The following is a 13,061-nucleotide window of genomic DNA, read 5'->3' as shown; positions in this document are numbered from 1 at the left end:
CAGAAAGCGACGCCACGGCTGGTCGCGTAGACGCGCGGGCCGCAGAAAACTCGGCTGGTGGCCGGGGGGATCGGCTCGCGTATGTGATGTTCACCTCCGGATCGACCGGACTACCCAAAGGCGTGGCGGTAACCCACGCCGACGTGGTCGCCCTGGCCATTGATCGAGCCTGGGACACCAACGCGCACAACCGTGTGCTCATGCACTCCCCGCACGCCTTCGACGCCTCCACCTATGAAATATGGGTCCCCCTGCTCAACGGCGGACGCGTCGTCGTCGCACCCCCCGGAATACTCGAGCCCGCCCGGCTGGCCGAGGTCGTCTCCCAGCACGACGTCACCGCGGTGTTCCTGACCACCGCCCTGTTCAATCATCTCGTCGAGGAACGCCCGCCCGGACTTGAATGCCTGGCCGAGATTTGGACCGGAGGCGAATTCGTCTCCCCCTCGGCCATGCGCGCCGCCTCCGACGCCTTCCCGCACACGCGAATCGTGCACGTCTACGGCCCCACCGAGACGACCACTTTCGCCACCTGCACCCCCGTACCTCGACGGATTCCGGCTGAGGCAGCCACCATCCCCATCGGCCGACCCATGGACGGCATGCGCGCCTACGTCCTAGACCAACGACTGCGGCTCCTGCCCCCCGGCGTGCCCGGCGAGCTGTACCTGGCCGGGACCGGACTCGCACGCGGCTACTACGCCCGCCCCGACCAAACAGCCGAACGATTCATCGCCGATACCTTCGGCCGACCCGGCGAACGCATGTACCGCACCGGCGACCTCGTGCGATGGACCACCGACGGCGAACTCGAATTTATCGGCCGCTCCGACGACCAGGTCAAAATCCGCGGATTCCGGATCGAACTCGGTGAGGTCGAAGCAGCGCTGGACCGGCTGCCGCACGTAGCCCAGTCCGTGGTCGTCGCCCGCGAAGACCATGCGGGCAAGCAGCTGGTCGGCTACGTGATCCCGGCGTCAGGACATCAGATAGACGGCGTTCAACTGCGGGCCGAACTGTCCGCTCACCTACCTGCGTTCATGGTCCCCGCAGCGATCGTGACACTTGAGACGTTGCCGCTGACCCCGAACGGGAAGATCGACCGTGGTGCGCTTCCCGCACCAACGTACTCCGACGGCGACCACGCCCTGGCTCGCACCGTCATGCAGGAGATCCTCGCCGGGCTGTTCGCCGAAGTGCTCCGACTCCCCGCCGTGGGGGTGCATGACAACTTCTTCGATCTGGGCGGGCATTCACTGCTGGCCACCCGACTGATCAGCCGGGTGCGCAGCGTATTGCGATCTGAATTGTCGGTACGAGATCTGTTCGAAGCACCAACGGTGGAGACGCTGGCAGCGCGGCTGGGAGACGGTCCAGTAAGACCCGCCATCCGCGCCCATGAGCACACATCCCCGGAACTGCCACTGTCATTCGCGCAGCAGCGGCTCTGGTTCCTCGATCAGATGCAGGAAACGGGCGCCGCCTACAACATCCCCCTTGCCGTGGACATCTCCGGCCCGCTGAACGTGACCGCCCTGGAGCAGGCGCTCGGGGATGTGGTCGCCCGGTACGAGCCGCTCCGCACCGTGTTCGAGTCTCGCCAGGGACACCCCTACCAGCGAGTACTGGGTGTCGATCAAGTGCGGGTAGCTCTCCAGCTCAGCGATCCTGCTTCTGAAGATTTGCGACAGAGGCTAATCGAGGCGGCCTCCACGCCATTTGTGTTGGATCAGGATCTGCCGGTGCGGGCGTGGTTGTTCGCCTCGGGCTCGCAGCGGTGGACGTTGTTGCTGGTGATCCACCATATTGCCGCCGACGGTTGGTCGCTGGGGCCGCTGGCGCGGGACCTGGGTGAGGCCTATACGGCTCGGTGCCGAGGAGAGGCACCGAAGTGGGAGCCGTTGCCAGTCTCTTATGGGGACTACGTGCTTTGGCAGCGTGAGCTGCTGAAAGGCGCTTTGCTGGATCAGCAGCTGACCTTCTGGCGGGAGACGCTGCGCGGTGCCCCCGAACAGCTCGACCTGCCCTTCGACCGCCCCCGACCCGCGCACCCGAGCGGACAGGGCGACACGGTCAAGTTTCGGATCGACCCCAAGACGCACACCCGCCTCCAGCAGCTCGCCCGCCAGCACGACGTGAGCGTCTTCATGGTCATCCACGCCGCGCTGGTCACCCTGCTGCACCGACTCGGCGCCGGAACCGACATCCCCGTGGGCAGCGTGGTAGCCGGCCGGGTCGATGAGTCGCTCGACGACCTCGTCGGGTTCTTCGTCAACACCCTCGTCCTGCGCGTGGACGTCTCCGGCAGCCCTTCCTTCCGCGAGATCCTCAGTCGAGTTCGGGGAACCGACCTGGCCGCTTACAGCAACCAGGACCTCCCCTTCGACCGCCTGGTCGAAGAACTCAACCCCACCCGCACTCTGGGCATACATCCCCTGGCACATGTGATGCTGACCTACCGAACCGCGTTCGAAGCCGATATGCGGTTGAACGGGCTGGAGACGCAGGTGCGCCCGGTCCATTCAGCTACGGCCAAGTTCGACCTGACCTTCGAGGTAGTCGAACATTTCAACTCCGATCGCCAGACCGACGGCATCCAAGGATCCCTGGAGTTCAACACCGACCTGTTCACCCAGCACACCGCCACCGCGCTGACGCAGCGGCTGTGCCAGATCATCGAAACAGTCATCACCGACCCCGACCTGCCCATCGCCGACCTCGACATCCTCACGCCCAGCGAACAGCAAGACATCCTCCAGGCGGCGATAGCACAACCATCCAACATCCACACCGATCGCTCCGTTGTGGAGGTTTTCGACGAGTGGGTACGAGAGTCGCCGAACGCGGTGGCGGTCTGCGGCGACGGGGTGACCTGGACATACGCCGAACTGAACGCACGAGCCGAAGCGCTGGCGGGCCGACTGACGGCCGCCGGGGTGGACGCGGAAACGCCGGTGGCGATGCTGCTGGAACGCTCACCGCTGGTGGTCGTGGCCTCCCTGGCGGTGCTGAAGGCCGGTGGCGCGTACGTGCCGGTGCATCCAAGCTTTCCGACCGAGCGAATGCGCTGGGTCGCCGAGCACACCAACACACCCATCGTGGTAACCGACACGGCGATGCGAGAACGAGCCACCGAACTCGGTCTCCCGCTCCTGATGGTCGACGACCAGCCCGCTGAGGATCAGATCCGTGATAGTCAGCGCAGGGACGCTTGGGATGCGGACGGTCGGGACGGTCAGACCGCAGCTGGTCAGGTAGACGCACGGACCGCAGAAAGCGACACCACAGCAGCTCGCGTAGACCCGCGGACCGCAGAAAGCGACACCACAGCAGCTCGCGTAGACCCGCGGACCGCAGAAAGCGACACCACAGCAGCTCGCGTAGACGCGCGGACTGCGGATAGCGGCGCCACGGCTGGTCGGGTAGACGCGCGGGCCGCAGAAAACTCGGCTGGTGGCCGGGGGGATCGGCTCGCGTATGTGATGTTCACCTCCGGATCGACCGGACTACCCAAAGGCGTGGCTGTGACCCACGCCGACGTGGTCGCCCTGGCCACCGACCGCGCCTGGCACTCCAACGCGCACACCCGTGTGCTCATGCACTCGCCGCACGCCTTCGACGCCTCCACCTACGAGATCTGGGTCCCCCTGCTCAACGGCGGACGCGTCATCGTGGCACCCCCCGGAATACTCGAACCCGCCCGGCTGGCCGAGATCATCTCCCAGCACGACGTCACCGCGGTATTCCTGACCACCGCCCTGTTCAACCACCTGGCCGACGAGCGCCCGCCCGGACTTGAAGGCCTGGCCGAGATTTGGACCGGAGGCGAATTCGTCTCGCCATCGGCCATGCGCACCGTCTCCGATGCCTTTCCAGACACCCAGATCGTGCATGTTTATGGCCCTACCGAGACCACGACCTTCGCCACCAATACCTCCGTACCTCAACCGATCCCGGCCGAGGCGGCCACCATCCCCATCGGCCGCCCTATGGACGGCATGCGCGCCTATGTTCTGGACCAGCGACTGAGGTTTCTGCCTCCCGGCGTTCCCGGCGAGCTGTATCTGGCCGGGACCGGACTGGCACGCGGCTACTACGCCCGCCCCGACCTGACCGCCGAACGATTCATCGCCGACACCTTCGGCCGACCGGGCGAGCGGATGTATCGCACCGGTGACGTGGTGCGGTGGACCGCCGAGGGCGAACTGGAATTCGTCGGCCGCTCCGACGACCAAGTCAAAATCCGCGGATTCCGGATCGAACTCGGCGAAATCGAAGCAGCGCTGGATCGGCTGCCACACATAGCCCAGTCCGTGGTCGTCGCCCGCGAAGACCACACCGGCAAACAACTGGTCGGCTACGTGATCCCGGCATCAGGACAGCAGATAGACGGCGCTCAACTACGCGCCGAACTCTCCGCTCACCTACCCGCCTTCATGATTCCCGCAGCGATCATGACGCTCGATGCGTTCCCTCTCACCGGCAACGGCAAGATCGACCGGGCAGCCCTCCCCGCACCCACCTACCAAACCTCACCCGAGCACTCCGCCAGCCGTACGCCCACCGAAGAAATCCTCGCCGGCCTGTTCGCCGAAGTGCTCCGACTCTCCGCTGTGGGGATGCATGACAACTTCTTCGACCTGGGCGGACACTCACTGCTGGCCACCCGACTGATCAGCCGCGTTCGCGACGTGCTGCGTGTGGACCTGACCGTTCGCGACCTGTTCGAAAGCCCCACAGTGGCGGCTCTGGCCAAGGCCGTCACGACTGCGGGAAGCGACCGGAATCCCCTCGATGTGCTGCTTCCCCTCCGCACCTCCGGAGAGTTGCCGCCGCTGTTCTGCATTCACCCGGGTATGGGATTCGCCTGGTCGTACGTGAATCTGCTCGGCTCCGTCGAAGGCGGTCGACCACTGTATGCCTTGCAAGCGCGCAGCCTGACCAATCCCAAGCTGTGCCCGCCGAGCGTGGACGCGATGGCCCGCGACTACGTCGCGCAAATTCGGGCGGTTCAACCAACCGGCCCGTATCACCTGCTGGGCTGGTCCTTCGGTGGGCTTGTCGCTTACGCGATGGCGACGGAGTTGCGACGCCAGAACGAGGAGATCGCGCTGCTCGCGATCCTCGACTCCTACCCGGGCAGCGAGTACCACATAGACGAAGAACGGGTGCCGGAGAACGAAGCGCTCACGCTGATCCTGGGCGACCTCGGCTGCCCGGTCGCCGAAGAAGATCGGCCGACGATGAACCGTGAGGAATTCATGCGGATCGTCGACGAGAAAGTGGACTCCCTGCGCTTCCTCACGCCCGAGCAGGTCTCGAATCTCATCGACACCTGGATCAACAACATCGAGCTGGTTCGGACGTTCGACCCGGCTCGGTTCGACGGTGACCTGCTCTTCTTCGTGGCCACCGAAGGGCGAACCGCCGATTCACCGACACTGGACGGCTGGGCGCCATATGTGGGCGGGGAAATCAAAGACGTACAGGTCGACTGCACGCACGGAGAAATGATGAGCCCCGGCCCGGCGGCCGAGATCGGCCGGGCCGTGTCGCAGGAAATCAACAAGATCCGAGAGCGCAACTAATCCGGAAAGGGGGCTTTCCATGGCGAATCCGTTTGACGACGAGACCGCTGAATTCTTGGTTCTTCGCAACAACGAGGGGCAACACTCCCTGTGGCCGATCTTCGTGGACGTGCCGAACGGCTGGGAGGTAGTCAAAGAAAGAGCCAGCCGCGCCGCCTGCGTCGACTACATCAATGAGCACTGGACCGACCTGAGGCCACGAACCCTGGTCGGGCGCATGGGCCAGGACTAATGGCCGGGATCAGCTTCGAACCGGCCGGTCGGCGGCTATGGGGCAATACCAAGAGAACCCTGGAGAGGACAAATCATGTCGATTGAGCAGACCTTGCTGAATTTCCCGCTGCGGCGCGAGAACCCGCTGGATCCCCCCAGCGAGTATGCGCGGCTCCGCGAAAACGAACCGGTCTCCAAGGTACGCCTGCCCGACGGGAGCACCTGCTGGATCGTCACCCGCTTCGACGACGCCCGTACCGTGCTCACCGACAAGCGTTTCAGCGCGGACAGCAGGAAGCCCGGATTCCCCATTCTCATGCCGCACCGGCACTTGATGCAGAAGGTGCGCATGATGAACCGGCTCGACCTGCCGGAGCACACCGCCTACCGGCGGCTGTTCGTCAAGCCGTTCACCTCACGGTCGATCGAGAACATGCGGCCCGCCATCCAGCGGCATGTCGACGCGCTTCTTGACGACCTGGTGAAGCAGGCGCCGCCGTTGGACCTGGTCACGAATTTCTCGCTCCCGGTGCCCGCGCGGGTCATCTGCGACATGCTGGGCGTGCCGTACGACGACCAGGGTTTTCTGCAGAAGTTCAGCCAGGTGCTCACCAACCGCACCACCCAGGTCGACGAGGTGAAGGGCGCGCTCGACGCGTTGTTCGACTACGTCGACAGGCGCCTGCTCGAGGAGGAGCGCAGCCCTGGCGACGGCCTGCTGGGCAAGCTCGTCGCCAACAACGCGGAAACGCAGGCGCTGACCCACGACGAGCTGGTCGCCACGGTCGTCGTGTTGCTCGTGGACGGCTACGAGACCACCTCGAACATGATCACGCTGGGCGTGCTCATGTTGTTCCAATACCCCGACCAGATGGCGGAACTGCAGGCCAACCCGAAGCTGGTGCCCAGCGCGGTCGCCGAGATGCTGCGCTACCTGTCCATTTCCGATATCGGCGTCGCCAGAGTGGCCGACGAGGATGTCGAGTTGGGGGGTGCGCTCATCAAGGCGGGAGAGGGCGTGATGACCCTCATCGCGGCGGCCAACCACGATGATTCCGCCTATCCCGAAGCCACGAAGTTCGATGTCACAAGAAATCCCCGCAACCATCTCACCTTCGGCCATGGCATTCATCAGTGCCTGGGGCAGCACCTCGTCACGATTGAGCTCGAAGTCGCGTTCGGAACGCTTATCGATCGGCTGCCCAGCCTGCGGCCCGCCGTACCTTTCGACGAGATCGCGTTCAAACACGATGCCGGTCTCTACGGGGTCTGGGACCTGCCCGTCACCTGGTGAGATTCCACCCGAGAAAACAGGAGTAATCGGTGTCCGAAAAAAGCCGGAAGTCCGAGGAGACGACGCAGTTAGGCGCGGATGAAACGTCCGAACCGCCGAATCCGCAACGGTGGTGGGTGCTGGCCGTCCTGTGCCTGGTGGTCACCGTGGTGGAGGTCGACGCCACCGTCGTCAACGTCGCCCTGCCGTCGATGGCGGCAGACCTCTCGGCTTCCAGCAGTGACCTCGCCTGGATCAGCGACGCGTACATCCTCACCTTCGCCGCCTTCATGCTCATCGGCGGCCGCCTAGGTGACCAGTACGGGCACAAGCGGCTCCTTCAGGCCAGCTTGATGATCTTCGGGGTCGCGTCGCTCCTGTGCGTGCTGGCCACCTCGACGGGGCAGCTGCTCGCCTGGCGAGCGCTCCTCGGCGTGGGCGGGGCCGGGATCCTCCCGGCCTCGCTGGCCCTGGTCACGATCAGCTTCCCCAAGGAGGAGCGGCCCAAGGCGTTCGGCATCTGGAGCGCCATGACCGTGCTGGGCCTCCCCCTCGGCCCGGTGCTGGGCGGCTGGCTGCTCAACCACTTCTGGTGGGGGTCGGTCTTCCTGATCAACATCCCGCTGGTCCTGGTGACGATGGTCAGCGCGCAGCTCTTGATCAAGCCGCCCGCGGGCGCCGGCGGGCGGGGGCTGGACGTGCCGGGCGTGCTGCTGTCCGCGCTCGGCACCGGAACCTTGCTCTTCGCCATCATCGAAGGGCCCCGTCTGGGCTGGGCCACGCCGGGCACCATCGGCTCCGCGCTGGCCGGCGTCATCCTCCTGACCGTGTTCCTGGCCTGGCAGCGCAGGGCGTCCGCGCCCGTCCTGGACCTCGGGCTCCTGCGGGTGCGCACCTTCGTGGTGGGGTCCATGGCGGCGTCGCTCAGCTTCTTCGTCTTCACCGGCATCATGTTCGTGCTCACCCAGTACCTGCAGGGGGTGCTGCGGTACGAACCCCTGAACGCGGGCCTCGGCCTGGTGCCGCTCGCGCTGCTCTTCACCCTGGCCAGCATCATCGCCGGGCCGATGGCAGCCAAGATCGGCAGCCGGGGCGTCATCGCGACCGGGCTGCTGCTGATCGGCGTGGGCATGTTCATCCTGGTCGCCGCCGACACGGACACCACCTACTCGCTCGTCGGCGTGAGCCTGGGCTTCACGGGGCTCGGGGCGGGGCTCACCGTGGGCCAGGCGATCGCCACCAGCCTCAGCCAGGTCCCCCCGGCCCTGGCCGGCGTCGGTAGCGCCGTCGGCAACTCGGCCAGGCAGATCGGCGGCGCGCTGGGCGTGGCCGTCCTGGGCAGCGTGCTGGCCTCCGTATACGCCGGCAACCTGACCGGCACGCTGCTATCCGCCTTCCCCGCCGACGTTGTTGACAAGGCGTCGGGATCGGTGAACTCACTGACCGAAGCCGCCGCGCTGCTGGATCGGGATCAGGCCGACAGGTTCCTGGAGATCGGCCGGGACGCGTTCGTGAACGGGATGCACATCTCCATGCTCGTCGGTGGCGTGCTGGCCGTACTGAGCGCGGTGGTGGTGTTCTCCTCGCTTCCCAAAGGCAATCTCGCCCGTGGCGAAGAACTCGTTTAAGACCGCGCGACGGTGAGGAGTTTGCATGGCCAGCGACCGGTTCCATGTGTACGACACGACGCTCCGCGACGGAGCCCAGCAGGAGGGCCTCACCCTGACGGTGGCCGACAAGCTGGCCATCGCGCGGCACCTGGACGGACTGGGCGTCGGCTTCATCGAGGGCGGCTGGCCGGGAGCCATCCCCAAGGACACCGAATTCTTCAGAAGGGCTCGAACAGAGCTCGACCTGAAGCACGCGCAGCTCGCAGCGTTCGGCGCGACCCGCCGGGCGGGTGTGCAGGCGGCCGACGACCCGTTGGTGGCCGCGCTGCGCGAATCCGGGGCGCCCGTCGTGACCCTGGTCGCCAAAAGTCACGACCGGCATGTGGAACTGGCCCTCCGCACGACCTTGGCGGAGAACCTCGCGATGATCCGCGACACGGTCTCGCACCTGCGCGCGGAGGGCCAGCGCGTCTTCCTCGACGCCGAGCACTTCTTCGACGGCTACAAATCCAACCCGGCGTACGCGCTGGAGGTCATCCGCACCGCGGCCGAGGCGGGAGCCTCGGTGATCGCCCTGTGCGACACCAATGGCGGCATGCTCCCCGACGAGCTCGGGGAGGTGGTGCACCACGCGGTGTCGCTGGGCGCGCGGATCGGCATCCACTGCCACGACGACACCGGCTGCGCCGTCGCCAACACCCTCGCCGCCGTCCGCGCCGGCAGCACCCACGTGCAGGGCTGCGCCAACGGGTACGGCGAGCGGTCCGGCAACGCCAACCTGTTCACCGTGGTGGCCAACCTGCAGCTCAAGCGGGGCTACGACCTGGTGCCGTCGCTGGCGGAGCTGACCCGGATCGCGCACGCGATCACCGAGGTCACCAACGTCACCCCGGACTCCCACGCGCCGTACGTCGGCATGTCGGCCTTCGCGCACAAGGCCGGCCTGCACGCCTCGGCCATCAAGGTGGATCCCAACCTGTACCAGCACATCGACCCGGCCCATGTCGGCAACGGCATGCGGATGCTGGTCTCCGACATGGCCGGGCGCGCCTCGGTCGAACTGAAAGGCCGCGAACTGGGCTATGACCTCGGCCCCGAGCACGCCAGGACGCTCGTTGACCGCGTCAAGGACCTGGAGGCCAAGGGCTTCACCTTCGAGGCGGCCGACGCCTCCTTCGAGCTGCTGCTGCGCGACACGATCCACGGTGAGCGCCGCCACTTCGAGGTCGAGTCCTGGCGGGTGACCGTCGAGCGAACCCGTTACGGCGAGGTGGTCAGCGAGGCCACCGTCAAGCTGGAGGCCAAGGGGGAGCGGATCGTCGCCACCGGCGAAGGCAACGGCCCGGTCAACGCCCTGGACAAGGCGGTACGGCTCGGCCTGGAGAAGCTCTACCCGGAGCTTGCGAAGCTGGAGTTGGTGGATTACCGAGTCCGCATTCTGGAAGGTGAGCACGGCACGGACGCGATCACCCGGGTCCTGATCACGTCCAGTGACGATTCCGGCGAATGGGCCACGGTCGGCGTGGCCGAGAACATTATTGAGGCTTCATGGTATGCGCTGGAACAGGCAGTTTCCTATGCTCTTGTACGCGGGTGTTACGAATATCAGTAACCCTTGCTTACCTTTCCGGGGGAGATATTCTCCCGGCAACGGTGACTCCAAGAAAAGGAAGGTATTGCGCAGTAGCGGGTGAGCTCCTTGAATAGGGTCTGTGTCCATGGTGCCGGAGATCGCCACGATACTTCGCAGGATTCCGCGCGAGGATTGTTTCCCAGGGCCCGACGAGGTGGAGAAACGCCTGGCCGCGCTCGTTGCCCGTAACCCGGGGCTGGCGCGCCGCCAACGCGTGGGGTCCTCCCGACAGGGCGAGCCCATTCACCTGGTCAGCATCGGCTCCGGTCAGCGGGACGCGCTCGTGTTCGCTGGGCCGCACCCCAACGAGCCCGTCGGTTTCCTCACGGTGTCCTACTTGGCCGAATTGCTCAGCAACGATAACGAGCTGCGCGACCAACTGGGCTATACCTGGCATTTCATCGGATGCGTGGACCCGGATGGTGCGCGCCTCAATGAAAGCTGGTTCTCAGGTCCGCTGACACGGCGGAACTACGCGCGCTGGCACTACCGGCCGCCGTTTCACGAGCAGGTGGAGTGGACCTTCCCACGCAACGGCGACTGGTCTCACCCGAGCATGCCCGAGACGAGGGCTCTCGCGGACGTGATCGACACGGTGCGTCCGGACCTGATGTGCTCGCTGCACAACGCCGAGTTCGGCGGCGTTTACTACTACGTCAGCGAGGAACGGCCCGGCATGGCGGAGGCTCTCGCTGATTTGTCCTGCCATACCGGGATCCCCGTGCACACCGGTGATCCGGACATCCCCGGGGCGAGGCGGAGCGGGCCAGGAGTGTTCGTTGTGCCGCCGGCGGACGTCATCGCCCAGGCCATGGCCGAGGAAGGCGAAGAAGGTGTCGTGGTCGGCGCGTCAAGCGTGCACTACGCCGGCCGCCATGGCACCTATTCCCTCATCATCGAGGTCCCGATGTGGTCCGACCCCCGCAGCGGGGAGGACACCGACTGCGGCCAGCGCAGGGCCGAGATGCTCCGCGACACGGCGACGATGCTTGGCGACATCTCCCCGCGCGTCGGCGCATTCATCGACCCGGCCCTGGGCGCGCTCTGTGTGCCCGATTCGCCATTCGTCCGCTCCCTGAACGACCTTCGGCGGACTACGGCTGGGTTGAGCGCCGCGTACCGGAATCAGGCGGAACGGGCCGGCGAGGTAGGGGCAACCGTCGCTGAGCGATTCGCGGCCTGCCAGACCGCCCACACCTTGCGCCTGCGCACCTGCGGCACCGCCTTGCGACTTGTCGAAGGAGAACTCGCCGTCGGCAACCACTCCCCCGCCATCCGAACGGCCCGCGGGGCACTCAACGACGTGTTCGATTCTTGGGCCGACGAAGCCGACGCCGACGCGAAGGGCACGCCAGTGCCTCTCCCGCGATTGGCCGGCGCACAGCTCGGCGCCGTGCTCACCGCCGCATCATCGTGAGCCTCGGTACGGCTCGAACGGGACCGCGATCAAGGATCTGCTTGATCAGGGCGGACGTCCTTGCGTGCTCACCAAGGCTTCGCTGAGGTCGGTGGCCTGGGGATCTATGCAGAACGCCACTGGCGTTCTTGGCGCCGACGCGGCGAGATGCATCATCAGCGTGAACGGCGCCGGATAACGGCGAGCGACCCGGTGACCCGCTCATTCTGTTAGGTGCTCTTAATCGACCAGGCAGAACGGATGGCCGGCTGGGTCGAGGAAGACGATGAAACCATCTCCCTGGCCCGGCTGGTGGTGGTGCTTGACCGCGCCCAAGGCGAGCACGTCGGCCGTGCCCTTGGCCAGATCGGGGACCCGGATGTCGAGATGGAACTGCTGCGGGTGCTCGGCGTCCGGCCAGACCGGGGGCTTGTAATCGGGGGCGAGCTGGAAGGCCAGCTTGATCCCTCCGTCGTCGCCGCTGATCGTCACCCAGTCGTCAGCCTCGTGCACGACCTTCCAGCCCAGGATCTCGGCGTAGAAGTCGCCCAGCGCGACCGGGTCCGGACAGTCGAGCACGACCTCGCTGAGTGTTCCGATGGCCATGATTCCCTCCTCAGTATGTAACCATCGAAGAGCGTATACCGGTGTCGTTGACGCCCGCCAGTGCTCGTCGGTATTGAATTAGACGAAAGCGGGAAGCACTCTTTCCCGACCCAGATCCCGTTAAAACAGATAGGGAAAACGTGGCCGTCAACTCGTACATGGTTCCGCTCGGATCCGCCGCGCCCGATTTCGACCTCCCCACGATCAGCGGCGGCCGCCTCGCCCTCAGCAGCCTGAAGGGCTCCCCCGTCCTGGTGGTGTTCCTGTCCAACCACTGCCCCTACGTCCGCCGCATCGAGAACGGCCTCGGCCCGTACGCCACCGACTACCTCGGCCGCGTGACCACCGTGGCGATCTCCAGCAACGACGTCGTCAACTACCCCGACGACGACACGGAACACCTGATCGAGCAGGCCAGGCGGGCCGGCTTCGGCTTCCCGTACCTGATCGACGAAACCCAGGACGTGGCCCGCGCCTACCGGGCGGCCTGCACCCCCGACTTCTTCCTGTACGACGCCGACCACCGCCTGGCCTACCGAGGCGAATTCGACGGCGCCCGCCCCCGCAACGACGAGCCCGTCACCGGCACCTCCCTCCGCACCGCCACCGACGCCATGCTCTCCGGCCAAACCCTCCCCAACCAAAACCCCAGCCTCGGCTGCGGCATCAAATGGAAGCCCGGCAACGAGCCCGAATAACAATCAGGCGTGCTCTCGAATACGCCCGAAACGGGGGTTCCCCC

8 protein-coding genes are annotated in these 13,061 nt (G+C 66.0%); 7 read left to right on the top strand and 1 reads right to left on the bottom strand.

Annotated features, from left to right (window positions below):
* The 6 genes from Amac_RS54155 to Amac_RS45800 form a co-directional block, all read left to right on the top strand.
* Window positions 1–5,588, top strand: a 5,588-nt coding sequence (locus tag Amac_RS54155; RefSeq protein ID WP_170322993.1) for a non-ribosomal peptide synthetase, incomplete at its 5' end; no start/stop codon positions are given.
* Window positions 5,589–5,607: 19 nt separating this feature from the next.
* Window positions 5,608–5,820: an MbtH family protein gene (locus tag Amac_RS45820; protein ID WP_155360728.1), complete on the top strand. Its 213-nt coding sequence runs from the start codon at window positions 5,608–5,610 to the stop codon at window positions 5,818–5,820.
* Between the two features lie 75 nt (window positions 5,821–5,895).
* Window positions 5,896–7,095 (top strand): cytochrome P450, encoded by a 1,200-nt coding sequence (locus Amac_RS45815; protein WP_155360727.1) that lies wholly within the window; start codon window positions 5,896–5,898, stop codon window positions 7,093–7,095.
* 29 nt (window positions 7,096–7,124) lie between these two features.
* The gene (locus Amac_RS45810) at window positions 7,125–8,702 is read left to right on the top strand and encodes an MFS transporter (protein WP_155360726.1); all 1,578 of its coding nucleotides are present in this window, start codon (window positions 7,125–7,127) and stop codon (window positions 8,700–8,702) included.
* Between the two features lie 25 nt (window positions 8,703–8,727).
* Window positions 8,728–10,296, top strand: a complete 1,569-nt coding sequence (cimA, locus tag Amac_RS45805) for a citramalate synthase (RefSeq protein WP_155360725.1) — start codon at window positions 8,728–8,730, stop codon at window positions 10,294–10,296.
* Window positions 10,297–10,402: 106 nt separating this feature from the next.
* Window positions 10,403–11,734: a M14 family zinc carboxypeptidase gene (locus Amac_RS45800; protein ID WP_246269133.1), complete on the top strand. Its 1,332-nt coding sequence runs from the start codon at window positions 10,403–10,405 to the stop codon at window positions 11,732–11,734.
* Between the two features lie 219 nt (window positions 11,735–11,953).
* On the opposite strand, the gene Amac_RS45795 is transcribed toward Amac_RS45800, so the two are convergent.
* Window positions 11,954–12,319 (bottom strand): VOC family protein, encoded by a 366-nt coding sequence (locus tag Amac_RS45795; protein ID WP_155360723.1) that lies wholly within the window; start codon window positions 12,317–12,319, stop codon window positions 11,954–11,956.
* A gap of 140 nt (window positions 12,320–12,459) precedes the next feature.
* Here Amac_RS45795 and Amac_RS45790 point away from each other — a divergent pair, with 140 nt between their 5' ends.
* Window positions 12,460–13,017: a thioredoxin family protein gene (locus Amac_RS45790; RefSeq protein WP_155360722.1), complete on the top strand. Its 558-nt coding sequence runs from the start codon at window positions 12,460–12,462 to the stop codon at window positions 13,015–13,017.
* The last annotated feature ends 44 nt before the right edge of the window (window positions 13,018–13,061 follow it).

The sequence above is a fragment of the Acrocarpospora macrocephala genome (genome assembly GCF_009687865.1).
GTDB classification, from domain to species: Bacteria; Actinomycetota; Actinomycetes; order Streptosporangiales; family Streptosporangiaceae; genus Acrocarpospora; species Acrocarpospora macrocephala.
The sequence above is the reverse complement of the archived record's forward strand: the minus strand, read 5'-3'. Positions and strand labels throughout refer to the sequence as shown.